This is a genomic window from Sulfitobacter sp. 1A12779, from assembly GCF_043557315.1.
In the GTDB taxonomy this organism is placed as follows: Bacteria; Pseudomonadota; Alphaproteobacteria; order Rhodobacterales; family Rhodobacteraceae; genus Sulfitobacter; species Sulfitobacter faviae.
The window spans coordinates 141215-155994 of sequence record NZ_JBIFFU010000001.1 but is presented as its reverse complement, the minus strand read 5'-3'; the positions used below and the strand labels follow the sequence as shown (position 1 = coordinate 155994).

At 58.8% G+C, this 14780-nt stretch carries 17 protein-coding genes; 8 read left to right on the top strand and 9 right to left on the bottom strand.

Translation table 11 applies throughout. From position 1 onward, the window contains the following. Window positions 1-27: 27 nt before the first annotated feature. The 3 genes from rph to hemW are packed head-to-tail and all read left to right on the top strand — an operon-like array spanning window position 28 to window position 2496. Entirely contained in the window at window positions 28-741 is a 714-nt protein-coding gene (gene rph / locus ACGYLQ_RS00785) for a ribonuclease PH (protein ID WP_394439790.1), read from the top strand. Next, window positions 738-1349 carry an RdgB/HAM1 family non-canonical purine NTP pyrophosphatase gene (gene rdgB / locus ACGYLQ_RS00780; protein ID WP_394439787.1) on the top strand — a complete coding sequence of 204 codons (612 nt, stop codon included), beginning with the start codon at window positions 738-740 and terminating at the stop codon, window positions 1347-1349. Before rph ends, rdgB begins: the two co-directional genes overlap by 4 nt. After that, a complete protein-coding gene (gene hemW / locus ACGYLQ_RS00775) occupies window positions 1342-2496 on the top strand; it encodes a radical SAM family heme chaperone HemW (RefSeq protein WP_394439785.1) in 1155 nt (384 codons plus the stop codon). Before rdgB ends, hemW begins: the two co-directional genes overlap by 8 nt. On the opposite strand, the gene ACGYLQ_RS00770 is transcribed toward hemW, so the two are convergent. From ACGYLQ_RS00770 to ACGYLQ_RS00740, 7 genes are all read right to left on the bottom strand, one after another. Continuing rightward, window positions 2493-3392 carry a ParB/RepB/Spo0J family partition protein gene (locus ACGYLQ_RS00770; protein WP_394439782.1) on the bottom strand — a complete coding sequence of 300 codons (900 nt, stop codon included), beginning with the start codon at window positions 3390-3392 and terminating at the stop codon, window positions 2493-2495. The two genes, hemW and ACGYLQ_RS00770, sit on opposite strands and share 4 nt — an antisense overlap. Window positions 3393-3404: 12 nt before the next feature. Continuing rightward, on the bottom strand, window positions 3405-4202 hold the full coding sequence (locus ACGYLQ_RS00765) for a ParA family protein (RefSeq protein ID WP_394409157.1): 798 nt from the start codon (window positions 4200-4202) through the stop codon (window positions 3405-3407). Next, on the bottom strand, window positions 4195-4800 hold the full coding sequence (gene rsmG, locus ACGYLQ_RS00760) for a 16S rRNA (guanine(527)-N(7))-methyltransferase RsmG (protein WP_394439779.1): 606 nt from the start codon (window positions 4798-4800) through the stop codon (window positions 4195-4197). The genes ACGYLQ_RS00765 and rsmG overlap by 8 nt, the downstream gene beginning before the upstream one ends. Further along, window positions 4797-6668 carry a tRNA uridine-5-carboxymethylaminomethyl(34) synthesis enzyme MnmG gene (gene mnmG, locus ACGYLQ_RS00755; protein ID WP_394439776.1) on the bottom strand — a complete coding sequence of 624 codons (1872 nt, stop codon included), beginning with the start codon at window positions 6666-6668 and terminating at the stop codon, window positions 4797-4799. Before mnmG ends, rsmG begins: the two co-directional genes overlap by 4 nt. 4 nt (window positions 6669-6672) lie before the next feature. Beyond that, window positions 6673-7959: a tRNA uridine-5-carboxymethylaminomethyl(34) synthesis GTPase MnmE gene (gene mnmE, locus ACGYLQ_RS00750; protein ID WP_394439774.1), complete on the bottom strand. Its 1287-nt coding sequence runs from the start codon at window positions 7957-7959 to the stop codon at window positions 6673-6675. Between the two features lie 32 nt (window positions 7960-7991). Next, window positions 7992-9263 carry a transcription termination factor Rho gene (gene rho, locus ACGYLQ_RS00745; protein ID WP_067267859.1) on the bottom strand — a complete coding sequence of 424 codons (1272 nt, stop codon included), beginning with the start codon at window positions 9261-9263 and terminating at the stop codon, window positions 7992-7994. A gap of 124 nt (window positions 9264-9387) precedes the next feature. Continuing rightward, complete coding sequence (locus ACGYLQ_RS00740) at window positions 9388-9837, bottom strand: CopD family protein (protein WP_067267858.1); 450 nt, start codon at window positions 9835-9837, stop codon at window positions 9388-9390. 406 nt (window positions 9838-10243) lie between these two features. On the opposite strand from ACGYLQ_RS00740, the gene ACGYLQ_RS00735 reads away from it, so the two are divergent. Genes ACGYLQ_RS00735 through dnaQ form a run of 4 tightly spaced genes read left to right on the top strand, consistent with a single transcriptional unit; the run spans window position 10244 to window position 12945 of the window. Then, on the top strand, window positions 10244-10843 hold the full coding sequence (locus tag ACGYLQ_RS00735; RefSeq protein ID WP_394439771.1) for a Maf family protein: 600 nt from the start codon (window positions 10244-10246) through the stop codon (window positions 10841-10843). Then, window positions 10840-11673, top strand: a complete 834-nt coding sequence (locus tag ACGYLQ_RS00730; protein ID WP_394439769.1) for a shikimate dehydrogenase — start codon at window positions 10840-10842, stop codon at window positions 11671-11673. The genes ACGYLQ_RS00735 and ACGYLQ_RS00730 overlap by 4 nt, the downstream gene beginning before the upstream one ends. Continuing rightward, window positions 11673-12263, top strand: coding sequence for a dephospho-CoA kinase (coaE, locus tag ACGYLQ_RS00725; protein WP_394439767.1), 591 nt, complete (start codon window positions 11673-11675; stop codon window positions 12261-12263). Before ACGYLQ_RS00730 ends, coaE begins: the two co-directional genes overlap by 1 nt. Beyond that, window positions 12256-12945, top strand: coding sequence for a DNA polymerase III subunit epsilon (gene dnaQ / locus ACGYLQ_RS00720; RefSeq protein ID WP_271688639.1), 690 nt, complete (start codon window positions 12256-12258; stop codon window positions 12943-12945). The genes coaE and dnaQ overlap by 8 nt, the downstream gene beginning before the upstream one ends. A 3-nt stretch (window positions 12946-12948) precedes the next feature. Here the strand turns inward: dnaQ and secB are convergent, their stop codons facing one another. Together secB and ACGYLQ_RS00710 are read right to left on the bottom strand one after the other, a co-directional pair. After that, complete coding sequence (gene secB, locus ACGYLQ_RS00715) at window positions 12949-13431, bottom strand: protein-export chaperone SecB (RefSeq protein WP_394439765.1); 483 nt, start codon at window positions 13429-13431, stop codon at window positions 12949-12951. Between the two features lie 65 nt (window positions 13432-13496). Next, on the bottom strand, window positions 13497-13994 hold the full coding sequence (locus ACGYLQ_RS00710) for an FxsA family protein (RefSeq protein ID WP_394439762.1): 498 nt from the start codon (window positions 13992-13994) through the stop codon (window positions 13497-13499). A 104-nt stretch (window positions 13995-14098) separates the two neighbouring features. On the opposite strand from ACGYLQ_RS00710, the gene ACGYLQ_RS00705 reads away from it, so the two are divergent. After that, entirely contained in the window at window positions 14099-14758 is a 660-nt protein-coding gene (locus ACGYLQ_RS00705) for a Tim44/TimA family putative adaptor protein (RefSeq protein ID WP_394439759.1), read from the top strand. Window positions 14759-14780 lie beyond the last annotated feature (22 nt).

The following is a 14780-nucleotide window of genomic DNA, read 5'->3' as shown; positions in this document are numbered from 1 at the left end:
CCCGGGCAACATCAAAAAGGATATGTCATGCGTCCCTCTGGCCGGAAACTCGATGAAATGCGCGCCGTCTCGATCGAGACAGGTTTCACCAAACATGCCGAAGGGTCCGCCCTGATCAAGATGGGCGATACCCATGTGCTCTGCACCGCGACGGTCGAAGACCGCGTGCCGCCCTTCATCAAAGGCTCCGGTCTGGGGTGGGTCACTGCGGAATATGGCATGCTGCCCCGCGCCACCAACACGCGGATGCGCCGCGAGGCCGCCTCCGGCAAACAAGGCGGTCGCACGGTCGAAATTCAGCGCCTGATCGGCCGCGCCCTGCGCGCCGGGGTCGACCGCTCCGCCTTGGGCGAGCGTCAGATCACCGTCGATTGTGACGTGCTGCAAGCCGATGGCGGCACCCGCTGCGCGTCCATCACCGGCGGTTGGATTGCCCTGCGTCTGGCCGTGAACAAGCTGATGAAAGCGGGCGATGTCGTCTCTGACCCGCTGGTCGATCCGGTCGCGGCGGTAAGCTGCGGCATCTACGCAGGCCAGCCGGTGCTCGACCTCGACTACCCCGAGGATTCCGAGGCGGGCGTCGATGGCAACTTTATCATGACCGGATCCGGCAAGCTGATCGAAGTGCAGATGAGCGCCGAAGGCTCGACCTATACCCGCGACCAGATGAACCAACTGATGGACCTGGCCGAGAAAGGCGTCGGCGAACTGGCAACCATCCAAAAATCGGTTACCGCATGACCCGCAAGTTCACCGAAAATCGCATTCTGATCGCCACCCATAACGCCGGCAAACTGGCAGAGATGCGCCAGCTCTTCGCCCCCCACGGGGTTGAGGTGGTCGGCGCGGCAGAGATGAACCTGCCCGAGCCGGAAGAGACCGAGACGACCTTCGTCGGCAACGCCCGGATCAAAGCGCATGCCGCCGCCAAGGCGACCGGCTTGCCCGCATTGGCCGACGATTCCGGCATTGAGGTCGAAGCGCTCAACAATGCGCCCGGCGTCTATACCGCCGATTGGGCCGAAACAGAGAATGGCCGCGACTTCGTCATGGCCATGACCAAGACGCGCAATCTGCTAGAAGAAAAGAACGCCCCCCACCCCCGCCGCGCCCGTTTCTGCGCGACGCTGGTCCTGGCATGGCCCGACGGCCATGATGAGGTTTTCGCGGGCAAGGTGAACGGCACGCTGGTTTGGCCGATGCGCGGCGAACAGGGTCACGGCTATGACCCGATGTTTCAACCTGACGGTCATGAGGTCACTTTTGCCGAAATGGACGCCGAGCAGAAAAACAGCATCAGCCACCGCGCGGATGCCTTTGCGAAACTGATTGCGGGCTGTTTTGGCTGAAGACTGGCAACAGGGCGGCTTCGGCCTCTATATCCATTGGCCATTTTGCGAGGCGAAATGTCCCTATTGCGACTTTAACAGCCACGTTAGCCGCCAGATCGACCAAGCCGCTTGGCGGAATGCCTATCTCGCCGAGCTTCAGCGCGCTGCGGATGAGACACCGGGGCGCGTGCTCAATGCGGTCTTTTTCGGCGGCGGTACGCCCAGTCTGATGGACCCCGATGTCGTCGCAGACATCATCAGCGCCATCCGGGGCCATTGGCCCACGGCCAACGATCTGGAAATCACCCTCGAAGCCAATCCCGGCTCGGTCGAAGCGGGCCGCTTTGTCGCCTATCGGCAAGCCGGTGTATCACGCGTTTCCATGGGCATTCAGGCGCTGAAGGATCCGGATCTCAAACGTTTGGGCCGCCTGCATACGGCAAAAGAAGCGATGACCGCCTTCGACATCGCCCGCAATACCTTTGACCGTGTGAGCTTCGACCTGATTTATGGGCGGCAAGACCAATCCGCCGGAGAATGGGAAGCCGAGTTAAAACAGGCTCTATCCCTCGCGATAGACCATATTTCGCTCTATCAGCTCACGATCGAACAAGGCACTGCCTTTGGCGACCGTTACGCCCGCGGAAAACTTCGCGGCCTGCCCGACGAAGATCTCGGCGCCGATATGTTCACCCTGACCCAAGACATCTGCGATGACATGGGCATGCCCTCGTACGAGGTGTCAAACCACGCCCGGGATGGCGCCCAATCGCGTCACAACCTGATCTATTGGCGCTATGGGGATTATATCGGCATCGGCCCCGGCGCTCATGGGCGGCTGACGCTGGACGGAGAGAAATTCGCGACGGTTGCTTATAGCAATCCACAACGGTGGCTCGACGGTGTCGCAAAAGGCGAAGCGGAGAAACCCCGGACCGCCCTGAGCCGAAGCGAACAGGCGACCGAGTTTCTCCTGATGGGCCTGCGCCTAAAAGAAGGCGTTGACCTTAGCCGTTACGCCGAGATTGCCGGGCATGAGATCGACGAAAAGGCCGTCAATCACCTGCAAGACATCGGCATGGCAGCACGCGAGAAAGACAGGTTAATTGTTTCAGATCAAGGCGTTATCGTCCTAAACGCTGTGATCGAAACGCTTCTGCCTTAAGAGCCGCCCAGCAGGCGGCAGATCTCATCCAGCTGGTCCAGCGTGGTATAGTGCAACGTCACCTTCCCCGCTTCCTGACCCGGTTTATGGTCCAAACTAACCTTCATTCCCAGATTTGCTGACAGATCGCCTTCTAGCGCTTGTGTATCGGCATCCTTCTCTGGGCGCTGCGAGAGACGCTCTTTATTTACCATATTACCGCGCTCGCCCGCCTGATCTTTCTTGACCAAAGCCTCGGTCGCGCGGACGGAAAGGCCGCCTTTGATGACCTGCTGCGCCAGTTTCAGCGGATCCTTCGCCGGAATCAGCGCCCGCGCATGGCCCGCGCTCAGTTCATTCTGGCGCACCATCTCTTGAACCGGATCTGGCAGGTTCAGCAGGCGCAATAGGTTCGCAATATGGCTTCGGCTTTTCCCGAGGGCTTCGGCCATCTTCTCCTGCGTATGGCCGAACTTATCCATCAACTGACGATAGCCCGCCGCTTCTTCGACCGAGTTCAGATCTGCCCGCTGGATGTTCTCGATGATCGCGACTTCAAGCACTTCAACATCGGTGAACTCGCGCACGATCACCGGAAGGCTATGCACCTTGGCGATCTGAGATGCCCGCCAACGCCGTTCACCCGCGACGATCTCGAAGTTTCCGTCGGCCAAAGCGCGGACGATCAGAGGCTGAATGACCCCCTTTTCTTTGATTGAGGCCGCGAGATCATCAAGATGCTCTTGCTCAAACCGCTTACGCGGCTGATCCGGGTTCGGTTTGATCCGCTCGATCGGAACGAACTGCTCCGCCGCCGCGGCCCCCCTGGCGGCCACGCTCTCGGTCTCCGCTACATCCGCCATCAGTGCCGAAAGCCCCCGGCCAAGGCCCCGTTTGCGCTCTTGTTTGTCTGCCATACTGCCACCTTATTAACCATTGTTTCTTGTTAGCTCCGCCGCCAAATCGCGGTAGGCTTGGGCCCCTTTCGATGTGGGATCATAACTCAAAACGGGCATGGCAAAGCTCGGCGCTTCGCTGACCCGAACATTGCGCGGAATCACGGTTTGGAACACCAGTTCACCAAGGTTCGCCCGCGCATCATTCTCAACCTGTTGCGACAGATTATTGCGGCGATCATACATGGTCAGCAGAACGCCCTCAATCCGCAGGTCCTTATTCCCGCTTTGCCGGACCTCTCTTATCGTCAACATAAGCTGAGAGAGCCCTTCCAACGCAAAAAATTCGCTCTGCAAAGGCACAAGTACAGAGTGCGCCGCGATCATCGCATTCACGGTCAATAGGTTGAGCGAAGGCGGGCAATCAATCAGGATGTAATCAAACTCAAAGTGATCCATCTGGGTTTGCCTGAGTGCGTCGTGCAAAAGGAAACTTCTTTTCTCATTCGAAAAGAGTTCGATATCCGCAGAGCTAAGGTCAACCGTCGCCGGAACGATGAGCAACCCTTCCGTTTCGGTGCGCTGAATGACATCCTGCGGAAGGCTATCGTCCAGCAAGAGATCATATGTTGTAAATTCGCGATCTTCGACTTCGATACCAAGCCCCGTAGAGGCGTTGCCCTGCGGATCCAGATCAACCACCAGAATACGCTTCCCAGCTTCCGCCAGCGCAGCGGCAAGATTGATCGTCGTCGTCGTTTTTCCCACACCGCCCTTCTGGTTTGCAATGGCAATGATTTTCGGTCCATCTGGACGAGAAAGGTCAGACACGGGCGATATCCTTAATCTTTAGAATGGCAGCGTCCGGATTGGTCTTGCTGGTTACCGTCTCTAGGTCGTAAGTCCAATCCTGCCGCGCCTCTAGGTCTTCACGCTGCCAGCTTTGACCTTTAGGGAAAAGTGCAATGCCTCCGCGTTTAAGATGCAACTCGGCGAACCCTAACAACTTCGTCAGATCGGCTAAAGCGCGGGCAGATAGCACGTCTGCTTTGAGACATTCGAGTTCTTCGATTCTGTCGGTTTTCACCTTTGCCGCAAGATCAAGTTCTCGAATGGCCGTCCGCAGAAAAGCTGATTTCCTCTGATCACTCTCAACCATAACCACATCGAATCTGTGCTCTTCTTGATTGAGGATCGAAATAACGATGCCCGGAAAACCTCCGCCGCTACCAAGGTCTACCCAGTTCCCTCGCCCCGTAGCAAGCTCAAAGATTTGGACGGAATCCAGAATATGGCGGGACCAAAGGTCATCCAAGCTGCTTTTGGAAACCAAATTAATCTTCGGATTCCATTTCCTCACCAGTTCAGCAAAGGCTTTCAGCTTTTCAAATGTTTCACGTGAAACATCGATGTCATTTTCAGTGCTCATGCTGACTTCTTTCCGGCCCCGCGCTTCACACGAGCAAGTATCAAAGTCAGCGCGGCTGGTGTCATTCCATCAATGCGCGCCGCCTGTGCCATTGTTTCCGGACGCGCGGAAGATACCTTCGACTTCAGCTCGTTAGAAAGGCCTGCAAGATCATCGAAGGAAAAATCAGACGGTATACGAACGTTCTCGTCTTTCTTCAGCACATCGATCTCTTTCTGTTGTCGAGCGATGTAGGTTGCGTAGAGCGCGTCCCGTTCAATCTGTCGGCGTATTTCGAATGGAGTTTCTTCCAGGCTGCGATCAAGTGGCAGCAAGTCTTCAAACTCCACATCGGGAAAGGCGAGAACCTGATAGCCGCTACGCTTTGCACCATCTTGGTTGACTTTGATACCGGCGCTCGCAAGCTCTTTCGGCGTATACTCCGTACCTTCCAGCTTCGCTTTTGTCTCCTCTAGGGAGGAAACCTTCTTCTCAAAGCTGTCTCGGCGCGCGGCAGAGGTACAGCCTAACTGAATCGCCAAAGGAGTTAGCCGCTGATCCGCATTGTCTGCCCGTAGCGACAGGCGGAACTCGGCCCGAGATGTGAACATCCGGTAGGGTTCTGTAACGCCCCGGGTCGTCAGATCATCGACCATAACCCCAATATAGCTTTCGGAACGGGTAAATGTCACCGCATTCCGGCCTTGGGCTCTAAGAGCGGCATTCAAGCCTGCTACCAGTCCCTGCGCGGCCGCTTCCTCATAGCCCGTCGTACCATTGATCTGTCCGGCGAGATAGAGGCCGGCTACGGTACGGACCGCAAGCGTTGATGAAAGAGCGCGCGGATCGACGTAGTCGTACTCGATGGCGTAACCAGGTTGCAAAATAGTTGCGTTCTCGAGGCCGACCATGCTTCGGACATAGGCTTCCTGCACATCTGCCGGGAGGGAGGTCGAAATGCCGTTTGGATAGACGGTATGATCATCCGCGCCCTCGGGCTCTAGGAAAACCTGATGCGACTCTTTATCGGCAAAACGGACGACCTTATCTTCGATCGAAGGGCAATAACGCGGGCCTACGCCATCGATATGCCCGCCATACATTGCGGACCTATCGAGATTCTCTCTGATGATCTGATGAGTTTTCTCGTTCGTATGGGTAATACCGCAGGCGACCTGGGGGGCTGAAACCTTGTCGGAGAGGAAGGAAAACAGGATGGGGTCATCGTCCCCGGGCTGCGCTTCCAATATATCCCAGTTGATCGTGCGGCCATCCAGCCGGGGTGGTGTCCCCGTCTTTAGTCGGCCCATCGGTAGATTAAAGGAATCGATCCGTTCGGCCAGTTTGACCGACGCTTTGTCCCCCATGCGGCCGCCTTCGTGCGATACATCGCCGACATGAATGACACCCCGGAGGAAGGTCCCCGTCGTAAGAACGACGGATGTCGCCTTGATGTTCGTTCCGTCGGCCAAGACTACGCTGGCAACGACTTCGCCGTCCATCACGAAGTCGGTAACCTCTCCTTCAATGATGTCGAGGTTAGCTTGAGCCTCGATCTCGCGCAGCATCTCTGTCCGGTAGATTCTCCGGTCAGCCTGAGCGCGAGGGCCCTGAACCGCGGGGCCTTTTCGACGGTTTAGCAGGCGGAATTGGATACCAGCTTTATCGGCAACGCGACCCATGACGCCGTCCATCGCGTCGATCTCTCGTACCAGATGGCCCTTCCCCAGTCCGCCGATGGCCGGATTACAGGACATGACGCCGATTCCATCCCGGCTCATCGTGACCAGCGCTGTCTGTGCGCCGAGCCGTGCCGAAGCGTGCGCTGCTTCCGCGCCCGCGTGGCCCCCACCGATCACGATCACATCAAAATGTTTCACGTGAAACACTCCATCATTTACCTACGCAAAAGCTGGTGAAAATCTCATCCAGCAGGTTCTCAACGTCTATGCGGCCAACAAGGGTTTCCAGCGCTCGAATCGCGAACCGGAGTTCCGCAGCGGCCAAATCATAGAAATCAGGTCCTCGGGTCAGGATAACATCTACTTCAGCCAAACACGAGACGGCTTGCTGCAAGGCGACGCGATGTCGCTCATGGGTTGCCAGTCCGATGCTTGAACTGCGCTCCGAGAGTGTAGATTGAATGCGGTCGATAAGTTCTGACAAGCCCTGCCCGGTCTTCCCTGAGATACCGTTCGCCTCAATACCAACGAGATCTGCCTTGGGGTGGAGAACAATATCCTCTTCCTCCGGTGTAACGGCCAAGGCCTCACCCGGCGCCGCGAGGAACACCCGCAGATCCGCCGCCCCGGCGCGTTCGATTGCGCGCTCGATCCCGATGGCTTCAACTTTATCTTCGCTTTCGCGGAGACCCGCCGTATCCAAAAGGGTGACCGGCAGCCCGCCGAGGTCCATTCGAACTTCGATTACATCGCGGGTAGTGCCTGCGATTTCTGAGGTGATCGCAGCGTCACGTCCGGCTAGCGCATTCAAGAGCGTCGACTTACCCGCATTTGGCGCACCGATGATCGCGACTTCGAAGCCGTTTCGAACCCGTTCAGCGACATAGGTGCCTTCCGCTTCGTCTTGCAATTCCTTGCCGACTTTCGAGAGCAGCGATTCCACCTCGGGGGTGACGTCGATGGGCACTTCTTCATCCGCGAAGTCGATCGTGGCCTCTAGAAGCGCAGCGGCGCGGATCAAGTCTTTTCGCCAACCTTCGACGCGCGCGCCGAGGTGGCCCGATAAAACGCGAAGCGCTTGCTTTCGCTGTGCTTCTGTTTCGGCTTCGATGAGATCCGCCAGCCCTTCGACCTGCGCGAGATCCAACCTTTCATTCTCTAGCGCACGGCGGGTGAATTCCCCCGCTTCAGCCATCCGAGTTTCGGGGAAGGTCGAGAGCAGGGAAAGCATCGCCCGGACCACGGCGATGGAACCATGCAGTTGAAACTCGATCACATCTTCGCCGGTGAAGGAATTTGGCCCGGGGAAGCTCAGGACCAAGGCTTGGTCGATAACCTCGCCACTCGTGCCGCAGAGGTTTCGCAACACGCTTCCGCGCCCCTCAGGACGTTTGCCGGAAATCTCCTGCGCAATTGCGAAGGCCTGCGGGCCGGAAATGCGGATCACCGCAACCCCGGCACGGCCCGGCGCTGACGCTTGGGCGAATATCGTGTCCATATTTCACTAACCTATTGTTATTACGAAATAACTCAGGTGTTCATGGAGTCGAAAAAGTCAGAATTCGACTTGGTTTGCTTGAGCTTGCCGAGCAGGAATTCGATGGCATCGGTGGTGCCCATCGGGTTGAGAATGCGTCGCAGAACGAAGGTTTTCTGCAGGTCCACCTTGTCGACCAGAAGGTCCTCTTTCCGGGTGCCGGACTTGAGGATGTCGATCGCCGGGAAGACGCGTTTGTCGGCAATCTTGCGGTCCAGCACGATCTCAGAGTTGCCGGTGCCCTTGAACTCTTCAAAGATTACCTCGTCCATGCGGCTGCCCGTGTCGATCAGCGCGGTGGCGATGATGGTGAGCGAGCCGCCCTCTTCGATGTTCCGCGCGGCCCCGAAGAAACGCTTCGGGCGTTGCAGGGCGTTGGCGTCGACACCACCGGTCAGGACCTTGCCCGAGGACGGAACCACGGTGTTGAAGGCGCGCCCCAGACGGGTGATCGAATCGAGCAGGATAACAACGTCGCGCTTATGCTCGACAAGGCGCTTGGCCTTTTCAATGACCATCTCGGAAACGGCGACGTGGCGCGTGGCCGGCTCGTCAAAAGTGGAGGAGACAACCTCCCCCTTCACCGACCGCTGCATGTCGGTGACTTCCTCGGGCCGTTCGTCGATCAGCAAGACAATTAGGTAGCACTCGGGGTGGTTCTTCTCGATGCTGTTGGCGATGTTCTGCAGCAGCACGGTCTTACCGGTGCGCGGCGGGGCCACGATCAGGGAGCGCTGGCCCTTTCCGATGGGCGAGACCAGATCGATGATCCGCGCGGAGCGGTCCTTGATCGTGGGGTCATCAACCTCCATCGTCAGACGCTCGTCGGGGTAAAGCGGCGTGAGGTTCTCGAAGGCAACCTTGTGGCGCGCCTTCTCGGGCGCCTCGAAGTTGATTTTGGTGACCTCGGTCAGTGCGAAATAGCGTTCGGTGTCGTCGGGCGCCTTGATCAGCCCCTCGATGGTGTCCCCGGTGCGCAGCGACCATTTGCGGATCATGTCGGGCGAGACGTAGATGTCATCGGGGCCCGGCAGGTAGTTCGCTTCGGGAGAGCGGAGAAAACCGAATCCGTCTTGCAGCACTTCCAACACGCCGTCGCCCGAGATCTCCCAACCGTCATCCGCGCGTTCGCGGAGAATCTGGAACATCATCTCGCCTTTACGCATGGTCGAGGCGTTTTCGATCTCCAGCTCTTCGGCCATGGCGAGCAGGTTTTTCGGCGTCTGCGCCTTGAGATCAGCGAGGTTCAGCGTTTCGGTTGTCATGGAGCATCCTGTTCAGCCGCAGCAGAATGCGGGCTGGTCGATCATTTGAATGTGGCAAGCAGAAACCGCCCCGGACGGGACAGTGGCGCAGATATAGGCGGCAGCGCGGCTTGAGTCAATTGCCTCAGAATTTCACGACCACGGAGAAGACGATCACGATCATCAGCAGCGTCGGCACTTCGTTCAAAAGCCGGAACTGACGGCCCGTGACGGTACTGTCACCGCTTTCGACGGATTTGACCTGTTTTTTCAGCCAAACGTGGAAAACCGTCATGGCGATGACACTGGCCCCCTTGGTCCATGGCCAGATCATCGTCCAATCCACGATTCCGGGCGTCAGAACGAGGGCGAGGCCGAAAACCCATGTCGCCATCATCGCGGGCCGCATGATGAACTGAGCGAGCTTAAATTCCATCATCGCGAAAGTCTCATGCATCCGCCCGGCGGAGCCCGCCTGTTCGACATGATGCACGAAGAGGCGCGGCAGGTAGAAGAGCGCCGCCATCCAACTGATGACCGACACGATATGGAGCGCTTTGATCCATGGATAAGCGAGGCTGAGAAGATCGAACATGGGGAAGGCTCCGGTGTGCGTGCTTCTTTCTTAATAAATAAGAAAAGAGAAAAGATGTAGTTGATTGTAGGGCGCCTGAATCCTGTGGATTAATGATTTATACCGCCGCTTATCAACAGGTGAACAAACTTGGCGGCCCCCTGTGGATAAGCCGACCCCGATTCGCGAATGTTAAGTTTTCTCAGGATCTTGCTGGCGTATTTTCCGGGGGACAAAATGTATCAAAGCGGGGATAACCGGTGAAGTCTCGTGGTTATACGCACAAGCGGTTTATCCCTATTCATCGGGGTGGGAATCGGCGACAAAAACCGCGACTCGGGGCGAGATCTGCGGGCTTGTGCTGTCAACTTTTATCTCGCAGAACAAATCCTCAAGGTTTGCGCCAGATCATCACAGGGTTATCCACATGCCGCAGAAAATCATCCTCGCCTCCGGCTCGGAGATCCGGGCGCAGCTTTTGGCACAGGCCGCGATCCCGCATGAGGTGATCCCAGCCAAGATTGACGAAGAGATGATAACCGCCGCGCTGCGGGCCGAAGAGGCCAAGCCGCGCGACATCGCCGATACCTTGGCCGAGATGAAAGCCTGCAAAGTGAGCGAGCGGCACCCCGGCGCGCTAGTTCTGGGCTGCGATCAGGTGTTGGAGCATCGCGGAGAGATGCTGCACAAGCCGCATGATCAGGACGAGGCGATTGCGCAGCTTCACCGGCTGCGCGGGGATCGGCATTCCCTGCTTTCCGCCGCCGTGCTTTATGAAGACGGTGAACCACTCTGGCGGCACGTCGGTCAGGTGCGGCTGCGCATGCGTGAGGCCAGCGACGCTTATATAGAAGACTACGTTGCGCGAAACTGGGAAAGCATTCGCCACGCTGTCGGCTGCTACAAGCTGGAAGAGGAAGGCGTGCGGCTCTTCACCCAGATTGAGGGGGATTACTTTCACGTCCTTGGTATGCCATTTCTTGAACTGCTGAATTACCTGACGCTGCGCGGAGACCTCACGATATGAGCCTGCCCAAAATCCCCCTCGCCGGTGTGATCGGATCGCCCATCGCGCATTCCAAATCCCCGCAGTTGCATCGCCATTGGCTCGAAACCTATGGCATCGCCGGTCATTACGTGCCGCTTGATGTCGCGCCCGACGATCTGGAAGAGGTGCTGAGAACGCTGCCCAAGATGGGCTTTGTCGGGGTGAACCTGACGATCCCCCATAAAGAAGCGGTGATGGAGATCGCGGATCTCATCACTGACCGGGCCACTCTGATCGGCGCGGCCAATACCTTGATCTTTCGCGCCGATGGCAAAATTCACGCAGACAATACGGATGGCTACGGCTTCATCGAAAACCTCAAGGCCGGTGCGCCGGATTGGGATCCGAAGGCCGGACCGGCGGCGGTCTTGGGCGCGGGGGGCGCCGCGCGGGCGGTTGTCTCGTCGCTTTTGGATGCTGGCGTGCCTGAGATCTGCCTGTCAAACCGCACCCGCGTCCGGGCAGAGCAGTTGCAGCGCGATTTCGGCGGCCGCGTCAAAGTCGTCGATTGGGTGCAGGCGGGCAATATGATCGATCACGCCAGTTTGTTGGTGAACACCACATCGCTTGGCATGATCGGCAAAGGCGCCTTGCGGGTGCCACTGGATGGGCTGCGCCCCGGCACCGTGGTGACGGATCTCGTCTATGCTCCGCTGCGGACCCATCTGCTTGAGACGGCTGAGGATCTGGGCTGCGTCACGGTCGACGGGCTGGGCATGTTGTTGCATCAGGCGGTCCCAGCGTTCGAGCGTTGGTTCGGCCAGCGGCCCGAGGTCGACCGCGCCACGCGAACGGCGGTGCTGCGCTGATGTTCCACCTCGGGCTTACCGGCTCCATCGGCATGGGCAAATCGACCACGGCAAGGATGTTTGCCGAGGAAGGCTGCGCTGTATGGGACGCCGACGCGGCGGTACACCGGCTTTATGCCCCGGGCGGGGCTGCCGTGGCGCCGATGCAGGCGGCTTTCCCGGAGGCCATCGAGGGCGGTGGCGTCTCTCGTGCCGCGTTGAAAGAGATCATCGCCGCCGATCCGACCGCCCTGCCCCGGATCGAAGCCATCGTGCATCCACTGGTGGCCGAAGACCGGGCGACGTTTTTGGCAGAAGCGGATAGCGACATCGCCGTTCTGGACATCCCGCTGCTGTTCGAAACCGGCGGCGCAGCCAAGATGGACGCGGTCGCCTGCGTGACGATCCCGGCAGAGGTGCAACGCGAGCGCGTACTGGCGCGTGGCACGATGACAGAGGCGCAATTCGACGCCATCCGCGCCAAGCAGATGCCCGCCGAAGAGAAGTGCGCCCGCTCGGACTATGTGATAGTGACCGACACGCTCGACCATGCCCGCGCGCAGGTGCGGGCGGTGATCCGCGACATCAGGGAAAGACTGCGCCATGCGTGAAATCGTGCTCGATACCGAAACCACCGGCTTTGACCCCGAAAGCGGCGACCGCATCGTTGAGATCGGCGCGGTCGAGCTGATGAACCACATGGCCACGGGCGAGACCTATCACCAATATATCAACCCCGAACGCTCGATGCCCGAGGAAGCCTTTCAGGTGCACGGGCTGGGCGATGACTTTTTGCGCGACAAGCCCAAGTTCGCGCAGATCGGGCGGCAGTTTCTGGATTTCATTGGTGATTCAAAGCTGATCATCCACAACGCCGCCTTCGACATCAAATTCCTGAATGCCGAACTGCGCTGGATGGGCCTGCCGCAGATCCCGTGGGAACAAGCGCTCGACACGCTGGAGATTGCGCGCAAACGCTTTCCGGGCTCACCCGCTTCACTTGATGCGCTCTGTCGCCGCTTTGGCATTGATAACACCTCGCGGACGCTGCACGGCGCTCTGCTCGACAGTGAGATCTTGGCCGAAGTCTATCTGGAACTGATCGGGGGGCGGCAGCCGGATTTCGCGCTGTCTTCGGCGCCGGAACGCAAGACGGGCGAGCCGGAGACGCGCTGGACCCCGAAACCGCGGCCCACGCCCCTGCCCTCGCGTCTGACAGAGGCCGAAGCCGCCGCCCATGCCGAATTTGTCGGCAAACTGGGCGACGACGCGCTGTGGAAACAGCTTGGCTGACGCTTAAGCGTCGGCTTTTGGCGGGTTTTCGGCCTGACGGCGTGCCACTTCGTTGCGGTACAGCGACAGGAAGTCGATGTTCTCAAGGTTCAGCGGCGGGAAGCCACCGTCACGGGTCACGTCGCTGACGATGCGGCGCAGGAAGGGGAAGATCATGCGCGGGCATTCGATCAGCAGATAGGGGTGCATCTGCTCTTCCGGCACGTTTTCGACTTGGAAGATACCGACATAGTCGATCTCCAGCACGAAGAGCGTCGCGTCGCCGTCTTTCGCTTTGGAGGTGATGTTCAGCTTGATCGCGGTTTCATACTGGTTCTCACCCGAACGCTTCTTCGCGTCGAGGTTGACCTGAACCTGCACGTCGGGCTGCACATCCGCCGGGGCACCCTTCTGCGCCATGATATTCTCGAACGACATGTCGCGGATGAACTGGCCCAGCACGCGCATCTGCGGCTGCTTGGGTTGTGCGGTTTCGTTGTCTGCCATTTTCTGTGTCCTATTGTGGTGAATTTCTTAAATCTACCCGGACTTAACAGGTCGGCACGGGCCGCTCAATCCTTAGTCCAGCCCGAGGGGCCCTTGGTCTGGCGCGGCTGTTCGGGGATCTCATGGAAATCGCCGTCGATCACATCGCCGCGCGGGTCGCGCCTGCCCTGCGGGCCGGGGCGTGGGCCAATGCCGCCCGGCGTCCCAAAGCTTTGGACCTTCACCCGGTCGCGGATCGCGCGATAGGCGGCGGCGCGGAAGCGCGGCACCAGAAAGGCAAAGCCGACAGCATCGGTAAAGAACCCCGGCGTCAGCAAGAGCGCGCCGGAAAACAGGATCATCGCGCCATGCACCAAAGGCTCGGTCGGGTCGCGCAAGTCATTGAAGGAACTGCGCAATTGGCCAAGCGCCAGCGCGCCCTGAGACCGCACCAACCATGTGCCCAGAATGGCGGTCAAAACCACCACGGCCAGCGTCCAGCCAAGGCCGATGGCGCCACCGACTTGGATGAAAAGCGTGATCTCGATCAGAGGCACGGCGATAAATGCGATCAATAGCCACATGCGGCGGAGTCCTTTTGCTGGGGGCAGAGTGGACTTGCCCCGGTCGAACACCTACATAAGAGCTTAACTCGCATGTTTCCATGCCACCCCTGAATGAGGTTTCGATGAATTCTCCCCTGATACAGCTTCTGGTGCTTGCCGGTATCGCCGTATTCCTGATCCTGCGGCTGAAAAACGTGCTTGGCACGCGTGAGGGTTTTGAAAAGCCCCCGGTGACCGATCAAACGCCAAGCGCCCGCAGCGGCCCCGCGTTTGAAGTGATCGAAGGTGGCCCGGATCTCGATATCACTGACCACGTTCCCGAAGACAGCCCCTCGGGCAAGGCCTTGGCCGAGATGAAGCGGGTCGAGCCGTCCTTTGGCGTTAGCGGTTTCCTGCAAGGCGCGCGCGGCGCTTATGAGATGATCGTCATGGGCTATGAGCGGGGCGATTTGGCGGAAATTCAGCCGTTTCTGGCCGATGACGTCTATGAAAGCTTTGTCGACGGCGTCGCCGCGCGGGAGGACCAAGGTCTGACGATCGAGGCGAATTTCATCGGCGTGCGCGAAATGGAACTGATCGACGCCAAGATGGACGAGACCACGAAGGAAGCCGAACTCACCATCCGCTTCGTCGGCGAGCTGACCTCGGAGGTTCGCAACCGTGAGGGCGAGATTGTCGAGGGCAGCAGCACCGAAATCAAACGCCAAAAAGATACATGGGTCTTCGCCCGTGTCATGGGCTCGGACGATCCGAATTGGCTGTTGGTTTCCACAGACGGGTAGCGCGTGCGCTTGGCGCTCTTGC